The sequence below is a fragment of the Streptomyces sp. NBC_00285 genome (assembly GCF_036174265.1).
Classification (GTDB): domain Bacteria; phylum Actinomycetota; class Actinomycetes; order Streptomycetales; family Streptomycetaceae; genus Streptomyces.
In genome coordinates, this window is sequence record NZ_CP108055.1 from 2,837,556 (window position 1) to 2,853,021 (window position 15,466).

Below are 15,466 nucleotides of genomic sequence, written 5' to 3' on the forward strand. Positions count from 1 at the left end.
TGTCACCGGTGCGTGCGAGGATCGGAGACGTACCTCACACGTGTGTGCGAAGGAGAGAGTCCGATGGCCACGAAGCCGCCCAAGGGTGATCCGGTTCAGGACGCTCCTCAGGTCACCGAACCGAAGCACGCGGCGGCGGGACTGCCCGCCATCGGGCACACACTGCGCATCGCGCAGCAGCAGATGGGTGTGAAGCGCACCGCCCTGACCCTGCTGCGCGTCAACCAGAAGGACGGCTTCGACTGCCCGGGCTGCGCCTGGCCGGAGCCGGAACACCGCCACGCGGCGGAGTTCTGCGAGAACGGCGCGAAGGCGGTCGCCGAGGAAGCCACCCTGCGCCGGGTCACCCCGGAGTTCTTCGCCGCGCACCCCGTCGCCGACCTGGCGAACAGAAGCGGCTACTGGCTGGGCCAGCAGGGGCGGCTCACCCACCCCATGTACGTCCCCGAGGGCGGCACTCACTACGAACCCATCAGCTGGGAGCGTGCCTTCGACATCGTCGCCGAGGAGATCGCCGCCCTCGACTCCCCCGACGAGTCCGTCTTCTACACCTCGGGACGCACCAGCAACGAGGCCGCGTTCCTCTACCAGCTCTTCGCCCGCGAGCTCGGCACGAACAACCTGCCGGACTGCTCCAACATGTGCCACGAGTCGTCCGGTTCGGCGCTGAGCGAGACCATCGGCATCGGCAAGGGCAGCGTCCTGCTCGACGACCTCTACAAGGCCGACCTGATCATCGTCGCCGGACAGAACCCGGGGACCAACCACCCCCGCATGCTGTCCGCGCTGGAGAAGGCCAAGTCGAACGGCGCGAAGATCATCAGCGTCAACCCGCTGCCCGAGGCCGGCCTGGAGCGCTTCAAGAACCCGCAGACCCCCCAGGGCATGCTCAAGGGCGCCTCCCTCACCGATCAGTTCCTCCAGATCCGCATCGGCGGCGACCAGGCCCTCTTCCGCCTCCTCAACAAGCTGATCCTCCAGACGCAGGGCGCCGTCGACGAGACCTTCGTCCGCGAACACACCCACGGCTACGAGGAGTTCGCCGAGGCCGCAGGCGCCGCCGACTGGGACGAGACGCTCACCGCGACCGGCCTCACCCGCGCGGAGATCGAGGAAACCCTCGCCATGGTCCTCGCCTCCGAGCGGACCATCGTCTGCTGGGCCATGGGCCTCACCCAGCACAAGCACTCCGTGCCGACCATCCGCGAGGTCGTCAACTTCCTCCTCCTGCGCGGCAACATCGGCCGCCCCGGCGCCGGCGTCTGCCCGGTCCGCGGCCACTCCAACGTCCAGGGCGACCGCACCATGGGCATCTTCGAGCGCCCCGCACCCGCCTTCCTGGACGCCCTGGAGAAGGAGTTCGGCTTCGCCCCGCCGCGCGAGCACGGCTTCGACGTCGTCCGCGCCATCCGCGCCCTGCGCGACGGCGAGGCCAAGGTCTTCTTCGCCATGGGCGGCAACTTCGTCTCCGCCTCCCCCGACACCGACGTCACCGAGGCCGCCATGCGGCGCGCCAGGCTGACCGTGCACGTCTCGACCAAGCTCAACCGCTCGCACGCCGTCACAGGCGCGCGTGCCCTGATCCTGCCCACTCTGGGCCGCACCGAGCGCGACCTCCAGAGCGGCGGCGAGCAGTTCGTGACCGTCGAGGACTCCATGGGCATGGTGCACGCCTCCCGCGGCCGCCTGGAGCCCGCGAGCGGACAACTGCGGTCCGAGCCCGCCATCGTGTGCCGGCTGGCCCGCCGGGTCCTGGGCGAGAACAGCCGCACACCCTGGGAGGAGTTCGAGAAGGACTACGCGACGATACGAGACCGGATAGCCCGCGTCATACCCGGCTTCGAGGACTTCAACGCGCGCGTGGCCCACCCCGGCGGCTTCACCCTGCCGCACGCCCCGCGCGACGAACGCCGCTTTCCCACCGCCACCGGCAAGGCCAACTTCACCGCCGCACCCGTCGAGTACCCCGCACTGCCCGCAGGCCGCCTGCTGCTGCAGACACTGCGCTCCCACGACCAGTACAACACCACGATCTACGGCCTCGACGACCGCTACCGGGGCATCAAGAACGGCCGCCGCGTGGTCCTGGTCAACCCCGAGGACGCGCAGCAGCTCCACCTCGCCGACGGCTCGTACGTCGACCTCGTCAGCGAATGGAAGGACGGCGTGGAACGACGGGCGCCCGGCTTCCGGGTCGTGCACTACCCGACCGCACGGGGCTGCGCGGCCGCGTACTACCCCGAGACCAACGTCCTCGTACCGCTCGACGCCACCGCCGACACCAGCAACACCCCGGCCAGCAAGTCCGTCGTCGTGCGTCTGGAACAATCGACAACCGACTGAGCGTTTGCTCAGCACAGGCGGTCGTAGCGACCAGGACGAACGGAGCCCGGCCCCATGGGCGAGCAGCAGCACGTCACCTTCCCCCAAGAAGTCATCGATGAGTACGCCGCACTCGGCGTCGACCTCGTCGCCATGTTCTCCGCCGGGCACCTGGGCACCCGCATGGGCGTCCAGATCATCGAGGCCTCCGCCGACCGGGTCGTCGGCACCATGCCCGTCGAGGGCAACACCCAGCCCTACGGACTGCTCCACGGCGGCGCCTCCGCCGTACTCGCCGAGACCCTCGGATCCGTCGGCGCCATGCTGCACGCCGGAAGCTCGAAGATCGCCGTGGGCGTCGACCTGAACTGCACCCACCACCGCGGAGCCCGCTCAGGACTGGTGACCGGAGTCGCCACACCCGTGCACCAAGGACGCTCCACCGCGACCTACGAGGTCGTCATCAGCGACGAGGAAGGACGACGGGTCTGCACCGCCCGCCTGACCTGCCTGCTGCGCGACGCCCCCGCCCGCTAGCCGCACCCCACCCACCGACTGGGCACCGTCCCCCGACTCCCCTACCGTTCTCCCATGACCGGTATCGGCCCCGTCGAGCCCGTCAACTCACCGCAGACGGGGGACAGTCACGACGTCATCGGCGTCGACGAACCACGCCTGACGGACCGCTGGAACACGTGGTGGAACACCCTGTCACCCAGGGCCCGCAGAACCGCCCTGGGGACGACCGCGCTCACCCTGCTCACAGCCGGAATCCTCCTCCCCCGCGCCCTGTCCGACGACCACCCCGCACCACCGGACACCCCCGCCCCCTGGCCCGCCAACGTCACCGCCTGGCGCTACCTCGGGTCCGCCGGACTCCCCAGAACCCCCGGCACTCACCCCACCAGCGGACTGTTCCGGTTCGCCGTCGACGTCCGCAGCGGACCACCCGTCACCCTCCGGGTCACCGGAGCCGCCCTCGCCGGACTCACCGCCCACGCCCTGCCCGACACCTTCACCGTGCACGCCGGCACGACACGCCGGGTCACCGTGGAGATAACGGTTTCCGACTGCTCCGGCCTGCCCCTGAACGCCGACCTACTATTCCTTGACGTAACGCTGCGTAACGCGCGCGCAATACAACACCATAGTTTCATCTTCGGCAGCGCGTACTCCGACGCCCTTTCCGGGCTCCTGCGCAGCGCCTGCACCCCCATCACGACGCCACAGGCCCCACGGCCAAGCGGAAGTGCAGGTTCTCAAAATACGGACCGCTCGTAAATTCCGCCAAACCGGCTGAGAGCCCCCTTCGCGGAAGCCCACCATCCACCACGTCATAACAAGAAAGTCACAAGCCCGCGCACAGCGATGCCCCTGCCTGCAAACCGGGCTTAGAGTCACGGCCAGTCACCGCTCCATCGGGAGTTCGGTACCAGCGCGGCACCAACCGTACCCACGAGGACGGACGTGCCTGCGGAGAGGACTGATTGTGCGACGTTCTTTGGTGATTCTCACCTCCGTCATGGCGACGGGGGCTTTGACGCTCACCGCCTGTGGCTCCCGAGACGACAAGGGCGGCAGCAGCGACAACGGGGGCACCACCACCCTCACCATCGGCGTGGACGCCCCGCTGTCCGGCGAGAACTCCACCACCGGTCTCGGCATCCAGTACGGCGCTCAGATCGCCGTCGACGACGCCAACAAGGCCAAGCTCGTCCCCGGCGTCACCTTCAAGCTGAAGGCCTTCGACGACAAGGCGCAGCCGGCCACCGGCCAGTCCAACGCCACCGCCATCACCGGCGACAAGACCGCCGTCGGCGCTGTCGGCCCCCTGAACTCCGGCGTCGCCCAGACGATGCAGCAGGTGTTCGCCTCGGCCAACATGGTCGAGATCTCCCCCTCGAACACCAACCCCGCCCTGACCCAGGGCAAGAACTGGCAGACGGACAAGAAGCGTCCCTACAAGACGTACTTCCGCACCGCCACCACCGACGAACTGCAGGGCAGCTTCGCCGCCGACTACGCGTACAACGGCCTCAAGAAGAAGAAGGTCTTCGTCGTCGACGACAAGCAGACCTACGGCGCCGGCCTCGCCAAGATCTTCAACGAGCAGTTCAAGAAGCTCGGCGGCGCCGTGGTCGGCACCGACCACGTCAACACCGGCGACAAGGACTACGGCTCCCTCGTCACCAAGATCAAGACCTCCGGCGCCGACCTCCTCTACTACGGCGGCCAGTACGACGAATCCGCGCTGATCACCAAGCAGATGAAGGACGGCGGAGTCAAGATCCCGCTCTTCGGCGGCGACGGCATGTTCGCCTCCACCTACATCGAGGCCGGCGGCACCGAGACCGAAGGCGACCTCGCCACCGCGGTCGGCGTCCCCGCGGACACCCTGCCCGCCGCGAAGACCTTCATCGAGACCTACAAGTCCAAGGGCTACAAGGGTGACTACGGCGCCTACGGCGCGTACTCCTACGACGCCACCACCGCCATCATCAAGGCAGTGAAGGCCGCAGTCGACGCCAACGGCGGCAAGGTCCCCACCGACATCAACGCCCTGCGCTCCTCCGTCGTCGACGGCGTCCAGAAGTCCGACTTCGAAGGCATCTCCGGCAAGGTCTCCTTCGACCAGTACGGCGACACGACCAACAAGCAGCTCACCGTCTACCAGGTCACCAAGGGCGCGTGGAAGGCTGTGAAGACCGGCACCGCCAACCTCGGCTGACCCAGGCCCCCACAGCACCAACAGCACCACCACGGGCCGCGCGGAAGGGGACCCCGACCGCGCGGCCCTTGCCACACCCCACCCCTGCACACCACCAGTGCACACGACCACCAGTGACAATGGAGGCCACGCGGTGAACACCCTGCCGCAGCAGCTGGCCAACGGGCTGCTTCTAGGCTCGATGTACGGGCTGATCGCCATCGGCTACACGATGGTGTACGGCATCGTCCAGCTCATCAACTTCGCGCACGGCGAGATCTTCATGACCGGGGCCTTCGGCGCCTTCACGGTCTACTTCTACATCCTCCCCGACGGCATCTCCATGGCCGTCGCCGTCCCCCTCATGCTCGTCGGCGGCGGACTCGTCGCCGTCCTCATGGCGGTCGGAGCGGAACGGTTCGCCTACCGGCCCCTGCGCGGAGCACCACGGCTCGCACCACTCATCACCGCGATCGGCCTCTCCCTGGCGCTCCAGGAAGTCGTCCGCAACTTCTACCCCGGCGCCGACCGCGCCGTCGCCTTCCCCGGCCTCGACAACACCCACGACATCGGCTCCATCACCATCAAGGACGCCGACATCTTCCTCGTCGTCGCCGCCGTCGTCTGCATGTCCGGCCTCGCCTTCTTCGTCCGCAAGTCCCGCACCGGCCGCGCCATGCAGGCCACCGCACAGGACCCGGACACCGCACAGCTCATGGGCATCGACACCAACCGCATCATCGTCATCGCCTTCGCCATCGGCGGCTTCTTCGCCGCCGTCGCCGCCGTCGCCTACGGCCTCAAATACGGCAGCATCGACTACCGCATGGGCTTCCTGATGGGCCTCAAGGCCTTCACCGCAGCAGTCCTCGGCGGCATCGGCAACATCTACGGCGCCATGCTCGGCGGCCTCGTCCTCGGCGTCGCAGAAACCCTCGCCTCCGCCTACATCGACGGCATCCCCGGCATGGACAAACTCGGCGGACAGAGCTGGGCCAACGTCTGGGCCTTCGCGCTCCTCATCATCGTTCTCCTCGTCAGACCACAAGGCCTACTCGGCGAACGCGTCGCGGACAGGGCGTGATCACGATGACCGACACCACCACCCGACGCCTCATCCCGCTCCCCCCCACGGCCGCCCGCGCACTCCTCCTCGCCGGAGGCATCGCCACCGCCGTCTCCGCCTTCCTCGCCTGGACCTGGACCAGCGAGTTCCCAGGCGACCTCACGATCTCCGGCTACCCCGGCGGCCTCCAATGGCTGACCCTCATCGCCGGCCTCCTCACCACACTCTTCGCCCTCGCCGCCTACGGCACCCCAGGACTCCGCGGACTCATCCCCGCCCGCAACAACGCACCACTCGTCCTCACCGCACTCGGCGCCTTCGGCGTCACCTGGTACACCGTCATCTCCATCGCCGCAGAACTCGGCGGACTCGCCAACCTCGAACCCGGCGCCTGGATCGCGGCCATCGCCTCCCTCCTCCCCGTCATCGGCGCACTCGCCCTCCCCGAGCACGGCACCGCCAACACCGACGCGCTCCTCAAGGCATACATCGCCAAACCCGACCACATCCCCGCCGGCCCACCCCTCAGCCCCTGGGTGGAACGCGCACTCATCACCGTCGCCACGATCATCGGCCTCGCCGTCTTCACCTACGGCATCGACACCGAATACGGCGAACTCTTCATCGGCTACCTCATCGTCGTCGTCTTCGCCGTCTGGGCCCTGCACACCGCAGGCCTCATGGACCGCTTCTCCGCAACCGTCGCCCGCAACCGCAGCTTCACGCTCGCCATGGGCTTCGCCGCCGCGATCGCGTTCCCCTTCACCCAGACCGACGACCACTACGCCAACATCGGCGTCAACATCCTGATCTTCGGCACCGTCGCCCTCGGCCTCAACATCGTCGTCGGCCTCGCCGGACTCCTCGACCTCGGATACGTCGCCTTCCTCGGCGTCGGCGCCTACACCGCCGCCCTCGTCTCCGGCTCCGAGTTCTCCCGCTTCTCCGGCGTCCACTTCCCCTTCTGGCTCGCCGCCATCACCGGCGCCGCCGCATCCCTCCTCTTCGGCGTCCTCATCGGCGCCCCCACCCTGCGGCTACGCGGCGACTACCTCGCCATCGTCACCCTCGGCTTCGGAGAGATCTTCCGCATCGCCGTCAACAACATGGACGGCGAATCCGGCCCCAACATCACCAACGGGCCCAACGGCATCCCCGCCATCCCCGACCTCAACCTCCTCGGGTTCGACCTCGGCAAAGCCCACGACATCGGCGGCATCACCCTCGGCCGCTTCGCCAACTACTACCTGCTGATGGTCCTCATCATGGCCATCGTCGTCCTCGTCTACACCCGCGCCGCCGACTCCCGCATCGGCCGCTCCTGGATCGCCATCCGCGAAGACGAAACCGCCGCCACCGCCATGGGCATCAACGGCTTCCGCGTCAAACTCATCGCCTTCGCCCTCGGCGCCTCCCTCGCCGGCCTCGCCGGCACCGTCAGCGCCCACGTCACCTACAGCGTCGTCCCGACGCCGTACCAGTTCGCAGGCTCGACACCCCCCAACTCCGCCTTCCTCCTCGCCGCAGTCGTCCTCGGCGGCATGGGCACAGTCGCAGGCCCACTCCTCGGCGCAGCACTCCTCTACCTGCTCCCGGAAAAGCTCGTCTTCCTCCAGGACAAGTCACTGCTCGCCTTCGGCATCGCCCTCATCCTGCTGATGCGCTTCCGGCCCGAAGGCATCATCGCCAACCGCCGCCGCCAACTCGAATTCCACGAGACCGGCCAACTCGACGTACCCGACACCACCACACTGACCGGCCAACCAGCCACCGTGACCAAGGCGGGGGCATGAGCACGATGACAACACCGACCACACCCGTACTCGAAGCCCGCAACGTCACCATGCGCTTCGGCGGACTCACCGCAGTCCGCTCCGTCGACTTCACCGTCAACGCAGGCGAAATCGTCGGCCTCATCGGACCCAACGGCGCAGGCAAAACAACCTTCTTCAACTGCCTCACCGGCCTCTACGTCCCCACCGAAGGAACCGTCTCCTACAAAGGAACGATCCTTCCCCCCAAGCCCCACCTCGTCACCCAGGCCGGAATCGCCCGCACCTTCCAGAACATCCGCCTCTTCGCCAACATGACGGTCCTCGAAAACGTCCTCGTCGGCCGCCACACCCGCACCAAAGAAGGCCTCTGGTCAGCCCTCCTACGCGGGCCCGGCTTCAAGAAGGCGGAGAAGGCCAGCGAAGAACGCTCCATGGAACTCCTCGAGTTCATCGGCCTCGAAAGTAAACGCGACCACCTCGCACGCAACCTCCCCTACGGCGAACAACGCAAGCTCGAAATCGCCCGCGCACTCGCCAGCGAACCCGGCCTGCTCCTCCTCGACGAACCCACCGCCGGCATGAACCCCCAGGAGACACGAGCCACCGAAGAGCTCGTCTTCGCCATCCGGGACAAGGGCGTCGCCGTCCTCCTCATCGAGCACGACATGCGCTTCGTCTTCAACCTCAGCGACCGCGTCGCCGTCCTCGTCCAAGGCGAAAAACTCGTCGAAGGCACCTCCGAAGTCGTCCAGGCCGACGAACGCGTCATCGCCGCCTACCTCGGAGAACCCTTCGAAGGCGACCCCGGCGCAGCCGAAGCCGCCGAAGTCGAGGCAGCCGAAGCACAAAGCACCACCAGCACCAAGGGAGAAGGCCAGTGACCGCACTCCTCGAAGTCGAGGACCTCCGCGTCTCCTACGGCAAGATCGAAGCCGTCAAAGGCATCTCCTTCAGCGTCGAAGCCGGCCAGGTCGTCACCCTCATCGGCACCAACGGCGCCGGCAAGACCACGACACTCCGCACCCTCTCCGGACTCCTCAAGCCCACCTCCGGAAAGATCCTCTTCGACGGCAAACCCCTCAAAGGCGTCCCCGCCCACAAGATCGTCTCCTTCGGACTCGCCCACTCCCCCGAAGGCCGGCACATCTTCCCGCGCCTCACCATCTTCGAAAACCTCCAACTCGGAGCCTTCCTCAGAAAAGACAAAGAAGGCATCGAAAAGGACATCCAGCGCGCCTACGACCTCTTCCCCATCCTCGGAGAACGCCGCAACCAAGCAGCAGGCACACTCTCCGGCGGCGAACAGCAGATGCTCGCCATGGGCCGCGCGCTCATGTCCCAGCCCAAGCTCCTGATGCTCGACGAACCCTCCATGGGGCTGTCGCCCATCATGATGCAGAAAATCATGGCCACCATCATCGAACTCAAGTCCCAGGGCACGACGATCCTCCTCGTCGAACAAAACGCCCAAGCGGCCCTCTCACTCGCCGACCAAGGCCACGTCATGGAAATCGGCACCATCGCCCTCTCCGGCACCGGACAGGACCTGCTGCACGACGAATCCGTACGCAAGGCCTACCTCGGCGAAGACTGACACCCGCCCAGGCATACGACGAGGCCCGCGCCCCGATTCTCCGGGGGCGCGGGCCTCGTTTCGCGACCAGCCGACCTCAGCCCTTGCCGGCCTTCTTCTCGTCGGCATCCAGAATGACCGCCTCCGCAACCTGCTGCATCGACATACGACGATCCATCGACGTCTTCTGAATCCACCGGAACGCAGCCGGCTCAGTCAGCCCGTACGACGTCTGCAGGATCGACTTCGCCCGATCCACCAACTTGCGCGTCTCCAGCCGCAGAGTGAGATCAGCAACCTCGTTCTCCAACTCCCGCAACTCCGTGAACCGAGAAACCGCCATCTCGATCGCCGGCACCACATCACTCTTACTGAACGGCTTCACCAGATACGCCATCGCACCGGCGTCCCTCGCCCGCTCCACCAGATCCCGCTGCGAGAACGCCGTGAGCATCAACACCGGAGCGATCCGCTCCTCGGCGATCTTCTCCGCAGCGGAGATGCCGTCCAGCTTGGGCATCTTCACATCGAGGATCACAAGGTCCGGCCTGTGCTCACGGGCAAGCTCCACAGCCCGCTCACCGTCACCGGCCTCACCTACGACGCTGTAGCCCTCCTCCTCCAGCATCTCCTTGAGATCGAGACGAATCAGCGCCTCGTCCTCGGCAATGACGACACGGGTCGTCAGCGGAGGCACGTGCGACTTGTCGTCGTCGGGCGCGTCTACGGGCTGGGGCGACTCGGGGGCGGTCACGGGGGCTCCTCGTTCAGGGGCGGGGGTACTGCTCCCAAGAGCGTACCTAGCTGCGATATGGTGGGGGCACAGCGGGTGACCGCTGACCTTCGTATCGAAGGTGGGCCCCGGTAGCCCAGCGGTAGAGGCCATGGATTCAAAACCCATCCAGCGTCGGTTCGAATCCGACTCGGGGCACATTTCCTTGGATTCCAAGGAGTCACCTTAAAGCGGATGTCCACGTTCTCGTGAACATCCGCTTTTTGCTGCGTGTCGCGGCGATCACTCTCACAGAGTGGCCGCATGTACGACGTCAGCACACGCAAGCGAGCCCTCGCACTGGTAGCACAGGGTCGCAGCCTGAATTCCGTCAGCCGACAAACGGGAATCTCACGAGCCGCAATCCGATCCTGGCAACAACGCCTTGAGCCGTTACCGCGTATCGCATCCCCGGACCCTGGACCACCCTCCGACAATCAGGCCTACTCCTATCTGCTGGGCCTCTACCTGGGCGACGGCTGCATCAGTGCACACCCGCGTAGCGCCGGCTACTACCTCCGCATCGCGTGCGCCGATGCCTGGCCCGGTCTCATCCAGATGTGCCGTGAAGCCATCACCCAAGTTCGCCCGGGTATTGGGGTCTACGCCGTTCAAAGTGAGGGCTACAGGATGGTGACCAGCTACTCACGCCACTGGCCAAATCTCTTCCCCCAGCACGGCCCTGGCAAGAAGCATGAGCGCGTCATCGCCCTCGAACCCTGGCAGCAGGAGATCGTCGACGCGCACCCCTGGGAGTTCATCCGCGGCCTCATCCACTCCGACGGCTGCCGCATCACCAACTGGACGACCCGCCTCGTAGCCGGCAAGGAGAAGCGCTACGAATACCCGCGGTACTTCTTCACCAACCTGTCGGGCGACGTCATGCGGCTCTTCACCGACACCCTTGACCAGGTGGGTGTCGACTGGAAGTTGGCAAATGCTCGCAACATCTCCATCGCCCGCAAAGCCTCAGTGGCCCTGATGGACGCCCATGTAGGGCCGAAACACTGACTACTTGGGGCTGTCGTCCTCGCCGATGTGGTGCACCCGGACCAGGTTCGTCGACCCGGACACTCCGGGCGGCGAACCGGCCGTGATCACCACCACGTCGCCCTTCTCGCACCGCCCGTGCCGCAACAGCAACTCGTCGACCTGGTCGACCATCGCGTCCGTGGAGTCGACGTGCGGGCCGAGGAACGTCTCCACGCCCCACGTCAGGTTCAGCTGTGAGCGCGTCGCCGGTTCCGGGGTGAAGGCCAGCAGGGGGATCGGGGAGCGGTAGCGGGAGAGTCGTCGGGCGGTGTCGCCGGACTGGGTGAAGGCGACGAGGAATTTGGCGTTGAGGAAGTCGCCCATTTCAGCTGCCGCTCGGGCGATCGCGCCGCCTTGGGTGCGGGGCTTGTTGCGTTCGGTGAGGGGTGGGAGGCCCTTGGCGAGGATGTCCTCTTCGGCGGCTTCTACGATCTTGGCCATCGTGCGGACCGTTTCGATCGCGTACTTCCCGACGCTGGTCTCGCCGGAGAGCATCACGGCGTCGGTGCCGTCGATGACGGCGTTGGCGACGTCGGATGCTTCTGCCCTCGTCGGGCGGGAGTTCTCGATCATCGAGTCGAGCATCTGGGTGGCGACGATGACCGGTTTGGCGTTCCGTTTGGCGAGTTTGATGGCGCGTTTCTGGACGATGGGGACTTGTTCCAGGGGCATCTCCACGCCGAGGTCGCCGCGCGCGATCATGATGCCGTCGAAGGCGGCGACGATGTCGTCGATGGCTTCGACGGCCTGGGGTTTCTCCACTTTGGCGATGACGGGGACCCGGCGTCCCGCCTCGTCCATGATGCGGTGGACGTCGTCGATGTCGCGGCCGCTGCGGACGAAGGAGAGGGCGATGGTGTCGAAGCCCATGCGCAGGGCCCAGCGGAGGTCTTCCTCGTCCTTGGTGGAGAGGGCGGGGACGGAGACGGCGACTCCTGGGAGGTTGAGGCCCTTGTGGTCGGAGATCATGCCGCCTTCGATGACCTTGGTGTGGACGCGGGGTCCGTCCACCGACGTGACTTCCAGGCAGACCTTGCCGTCGTCGACGAGGATGTGTTCGCCGGGGTGAACGTCTGAGGCGAGGCCTTTGTGTGTCGTTCCGCAGGACTGCTGGTCGCCCTCCGCGCCTTCCTCCGCGGTGATGGTGAAGGTGTCGCCGCGTTCGAGGAGTACGGGTCCTTCGGTGAAGTGGCCGAGGCGGATCTTCGGGCCTTGTAGGTCGGCGAGGAGGCCGACGCTGTGGCCGGTCTCGTCGGAGGCTTTGCGGACGTGGTGGTAGCGCTCCTCGTGTTCGGTGTGGGTGCCGTGGCTGAGGTTGAAGCGGGCTACGTCCATTCCGGTGTCGATCAGGGCTTTGATCTGGTCGTACGAGTGGGTGGCGGGGCCCAGGGTGCAGACGATCTTTGCGCGGCGCATGGTGTGAGCCTAGGCCTTACCGGTGGGTAGGGAATTGGGTGTGTATGGCCGCTCAACAGCCTTTGGGTGAAGGGTTGTTGGCGGGGGCCGGGGTGCGCGGTGGGGGGCTTTCAGAGTGTTGGTGGTGCCATGGTGAAGCGTGCGTTGACGTGGGCGTGGACGTGTTGGCGTTGGGGTTCGAGGTCGAGTGGGGCGGCTCCGGTGTCGCCGGCGGTTTGGGCTTCGAAGGCCATGGAGCGGGAGCGGCTGGCTTTGCCGACGAATCGGGGTTCGGGGTCTTCGGTGCCGATGTCGGCGAGTTCGAGGAGGGCGGCGAGTGAGGTGCCGAGGGCTTCCGCGTATTCCTTGGCTCGTTGGACTGCTTCTCGTACTGCTTGTTGGCGGGCTTGTCGGTAGGCGGGTGATGTGGGGCGCAGGGCCCACCAGGGGCCGTCGACGCGGGTGAGGTCGAGGTCGGCGAGTTTGGTGGTGAGTTCGCCGAGGGCGGTGAAGTCGGTGAGTTCGGCGGTGATGTGGACGCGGCCGTGGTAGGCGTGGATGCGTTCGCTGCGGCCGTGTTCTTTGAGTTCGGGGGTGACGGAGAAGGAGCCGGTTTCGAGGCGTTCGACGGCGTCTCCGTAGGTTTTGAGCAGGTTGAGGGCGGTGGTGTTGCGGTGGGTGAGGTCGTCGAGGGCGGTGCGGCGGTCTTTGCCGCGGGCGGCGACGGTGATGGTGATGCGGGCGATTTCGGGGTCGACTTCGAGGTGGGCTTCGCCGCGGACGGCGATGCGGGGTGCGTCGGGGGTGCCGTAGGGAACGGTCATAACGACTCACTGTGTCAGTTTTCGTGGGTTGAGTCATCAGATCGAAACCTGTGGGGTCTGTTGCCGTTCAGCATGCTCGGGTCAGAATCTACGCGCGTTGTTGACTGTTTCCCGAGGAGATCAAGACATGGCCTTGAACCGCCGAAAGTTCCTGGAGAAGTCCGCTGTGACCGGAGCGGGGGTCGCGCTGGCGGGTGCCGTGGGGGCTCCTGCCGCGCAGGCGGCGGAGAGTGGGAGGAAGCCGGTGAAGCGGTACTCGCTGACTGTCATGGGCACTACTGACCTGCATGGTCATGTCTTCAACTGGGACTACTTCAAGGACGCGGAGTACAAGGACGCGGCGGGCAATGCGCAGGGTCTGTCGCGGATCTCGACGTTGGTGAATCAGGTGCGTGCGGAGAAGGGCCGCTGCAACACGCTGCTGCTCGACGCGGGCGACACGATCCAGGGGACGCCGCTGACGTACTACTACGCGAAGGTCGATCCGATCACCGCGAAGGGTGGTCCGGTCCACCCGATGGCGGCGGCGATGAACGCGATCGGGTACGACGCGGTGGCGCTGGGCAACCACGAGTTCAACTACGGCATCGAGACGCTGCGGAAGTTCGAGGAGCAGTGTGACTTCCCGCTGCTTGGCGCGAACGCGCTGGACGCGAAGACGCTGAAGCCCGCTTTCCCGCCGTTCTTCATCAAGAAGTTCCATGTGAAGGGCGCGCCGCCGGTGAAGGTGGCGGTGCTGGGGCTGACGAATCCGGGTATCGCGATCTGGGACAAGGCTTATGTGCAGGGGAAGTTGACGTTCCCGGGTCTTGAGGAGCAGGCGGCGAAGTGGGTGCCGAGGCTGCGGTCGATGGGTGCGGATGTGGTGATCGTGTCGGCGCATTCGGGTTCGTCGGGGACTTCTTCGTACGGTGATCAGTTGCCGTATGTGGAGAATTCGGCGGCGTTGGTGGCTCAGCAGGTGCCTGGGATCGATGCGATTCTGGTCGGGCATGCGCATGTGGAGATTCCGGAGCTGAAGGTCACCAACGCGAAGTCCGGGAAGACGGTCGTGTTGTCGGAGCCGTTGGCGTATGCGGAGCGGTTGTCGTTGTTCGACGTGGAGTTGGTCCTGGAGAAGGGCCGTTGGTCGGTCGAGTCGGTGTCGTCGAAGGTGTTGAACTCGAACTCGGTCGCGGACGACCCGAGGATCACCAAGCTGCTGAAGGCGGACCATGACGTCGTCGTGAAGTATGTGAACCAGGTTGTCGGTACGGCGACGGATGCGTTGACGACGGTCGAGGCGCGGTACAAGGACGCTCCGATCATCGATCTGATCACGCGGGTGCAGGAGGATGTGGTCAGGGCGGCGTTGGCGTCGACGGAGTATGCGTCGCTGCCGGTGATCGCGCAGGCGTCGCCGTTTTCGCGTACGTCGGAGATCCCGGCCGGGAAGGTGACGATCCGGGATCTGTCGAGTCTGTATGTGTATGACAACACGTTGGTGGCGAAGCTGATGACGGGTGCGCAGATCAAGGCGTATCTGGAGTATTCGGCGGGGTATTTCGTGCAGACGGCTGCGGGTGCGGTGGTCGACGTGGAGAAGTTGACGAATGCGGGCGGCCGGCCGGACTACAACTACGACTATGTGTCGGGGTTGTCGTACGACATCGACATTGCGCAGGCGGTGGGTTCGCGGGTCAGGAATGTGATGTACAAGGGTGCCGCGTTGGCGGATGCGGAGAAGTTCGTGTTCGCGGTGAACAACTATCGTGCGAATGGTGGCGGGGCGTTTCCGCATGTGGCGTCGGCCACCGAGGTGTGGTCGGAGTCGACGGAGATCCGTACGCGGATCGCGGAGTGGGTGACCGCGAAGGGTGTGCTGGATCCGAAGGACTTCGCGTCGGTGGACTGGCGGCTTACGCGGGACGGTGTGCCGGTGTTCTAGGGGGGCCTTTTGTAGGGCTGGTGGGTTTGTGTCAATGGCGTCGGCGTGGGTTTTCGCGCCGGCGCCGTTGGCG

General features: G+C 66.1%; 13 protein-coding genes and 1 tRNA gene. 11 read left to right on the forward strand and 3 right to left on the reverse strand.

Features of this window, described 5'->3' with window-relative positions:
- The first annotated feature begins 63 nt into the window (after positions 1-63).
- The 8 genes from OHT57_RS13090 to OHT57_RS13125 all read left to right on the forward strand — a co-directional run bounded on the left by OHT57_RS13090 (position 64) and on the right by OHT57_RS13125 (position 9,464).
- Positions 64-2,343, forward strand: a complete 2,280-nt coding sequence (locus tag OHT57_RS13090) for an FdhF/YdeP family oxidoreductase (RefSeq protein WP_328746530.1) — start codon at positions 64-66, stop codon at positions 2,341-2,343.
- Between the two features lie 54 nt (positions 2,344-2,397).
- The gene (locus OHT57_RS13095) at positions 2,398-2,859 is read left to right on the forward strand and encodes a PaaI family thioesterase (protein ID WP_328746531.1); all 462 of its coding nucleotides are present in this window, start codon (positions 2,398-2,400) and stop codon (positions 2,857-2,859) included.
- 54 nt (positions 2,860-2,913) lie between these two features.
- On the forward strand, positions 2,914-3,603 hold the full coding sequence (locus OHT57_RS13100) for a hypothetical protein (RefSeq protein WP_328746532.1): 690 nt from the start codon (positions 2,914-2,916) through the stop codon (positions 3,601-3,603).
- A 220-nt stretch (positions 3,604-3,823) separates the two neighbouring features.
- Entirely contained in the window at positions 3,824-5,050 is a 1,227-nt protein-coding gene (locus OHT57_RS13105) for a branched-chain amino acid ABC transporter substrate-binding protein (protein WP_328753188.1), read from the forward strand.
- 133 nt (positions 5,051-5,183) lie between these two features.
- The gene (locus tag OHT57_RS13110; protein WP_328746533.1) at positions 5,184-6,113 is read left to right on the forward strand and encodes a branched-chain amino acid ABC transporter permease; all 930 of its coding nucleotides are present in this window, start codon (positions 5,184-5,186) and stop codon (positions 6,111-6,113) included.
- Between the two features lie 5 nt (positions 6,114-6,118).
- Positions 6,119-7,888, forward strand: a complete 1,770-nt coding sequence (locus OHT57_RS13115) for a branched-chain amino acid ABC transporter permease (protein WP_328746534.1) — start codon at positions 6,119-6,121, stop codon at positions 7,886-7,888.
- Positions 7,889-7,893: 5 nt separating this feature from the next.
- Positions 7,894-8,751 carry an ABC transporter ATP-binding protein gene (locus tag OHT57_RS13120; RefSeq protein WP_328753189.1) on the forward strand — a complete coding sequence of 286 codons (858 nt, stop codon included), beginning with the start codon at positions 7,894-7,896 and terminating at the stop codon, positions 8,749-8,751.
- Complete coding sequence (locus OHT57_RS13125; RefSeq protein ID WP_328746535.1) at positions 8,748-9,464, forward strand: ABC transporter ATP-binding protein; 717 nt, start codon at positions 8,748-8,750, stop codon at positions 9,462-9,464. Before OHT57_RS13120 ends, OHT57_RS13125 begins: the two co-directional genes overlap by 4 nt.
- Before the next feature lie 76 nt (positions 9,465-9,540).
- Here the strand turns inward: OHT57_RS13125 and OHT57_RS13130 are convergent, their stop codons facing one another.
- Positions 9,541-10,197, reverse strand: a complete 657-nt coding sequence (locus OHT57_RS13130; RefSeq protein ID WP_328746536.1) for an ANTAR domain-containing response regulator — start codon at positions 10,195-10,197, stop codon at positions 9,541-9,543.
- Positions 10,198-10,301: 104 nt separating this feature from the next.
- Between OHT57_RS13130 and OHT57_RS13135 the strand changes: the two genes are divergently transcribed.
- Both OHT57_RS13135 and OHT57_RS13140 read left to right on the forward strand, forming a co-directional pair.
- Positions 10,302-10,374, forward strand: a tRNA-Leu gene (locus OHT57_RS13135).
- Between the two features lie 105 nt (positions 10,375-10,479).
- Positions 10,480-11,226, forward strand: a complete 747-nt coding sequence (locus OHT57_RS13140) for a helix-turn-helix domain-containing protein (protein ID WP_328746537.1) — start codon at positions 10,480-10,482, stop codon at positions 11,224-11,226.
- Here OHT57_RS13140 and pyk read toward each other — a convergent pair whose 3' ends face one another.
- Positions 11,227-12,663 (reverse strand): pyruvate kinase, encoded by a 1,437-nt coding sequence (pyk, locus tag OHT57_RS13145; RefSeq protein WP_328746538.1) that lies wholly within the window; start codon positions 12,661-12,663, stop codon positions 11,227-11,229.
- 110 nt (positions 12,664-12,773) lie between these two features.
- Entirely contained in the window at positions 12,774-13,466 is a 693-nt protein-coding gene (locus OHT57_RS13150) for an SIMPL domain-containing protein (protein WP_328746539.1), read from the reverse strand.
- Between the two features lie 127 nt (positions 13,467-13,593).
- Here OHT57_RS13150 and OHT57_RS13155 point away from each other — a divergent pair, with 127 nt between their 5' ends.
- Positions 13,594-15,393 (forward strand): bifunctional metallophosphatase/5'-nucleotidase, encoded by a 1,800-nt coding sequence (locus OHT57_RS13155; RefSeq protein WP_328746540.1) that lies wholly within the window; start codon positions 13,594-13,596, stop codon positions 15,391-15,393.
- The last annotated feature ends 73 nt before the right edge of the window (positions 15,394-15,466 follow it).

Bases quoted from the DNA above. Each gene is read 5' to 3' on its own strand.
- OHT57_RS13090 (WP_328746530.1), top strand. From the start codon at position 64: ATGGCCACGAAGCCGCCCAAGGGTGATCCGGTTCAGGACGCTCCTCAG.
- OHT57_RS13095 (WP_328746531.1), top strand. From the start codon at position 2,398: ATGGGCGAGCAGCAGCACGTCACCTTCCCCCAAGAAGTCATCGATGAG.
- OHT57_RS13100 (WP_328746532.1), top strand. From the start codon at position 2,914: ATGACCGGTATCGGCCCCGTCGAGCCCGTCAACTCACCGCAGACGGGG.
- OHT57_RS13115 (WP_328746534.1), top strand. From the start codon at position 6,119: ATGACCGACACCACCACCCGACGCCTCATCCCGCTCCCCCCCACGGCC.
- OHT57_RS13120 (WP_328753189.1), top strand. From the start codon at position 7,894: ATGACAACACCGACCACACCCGTACTCGAAGCCCGCAACGTCACCATG.
- OHT57_RS13140 (WP_328746537.1), top strand. From the start codon at position 10,480: ATGTACGACGTCAGCACACGCAAGCGAGCCCTCGCACTGGTAGCACAG.
- pyk (WP_328746538.1), bottom strand. From the start codon at position 12,663: ATGCGCCGCGCAAAGATCGTCTGCACCCTGGGCCCCGCCACCCACTCG.
- OHT57_RS13150 (WP_328746539.1), bottom strand. From the start codon at position 13,466: ATGACCGTTCCCTACGGCACCCCCGACGCACCCCGCATCGCCGTCCGC.
- OHT57_RS13155 (WP_328746540.1), top strand. From the start codon at position 13,594: ATGGCCTTGAACCGCCGAAAGTTCCTGGAGAAGTCCGCTGTGACCGGA.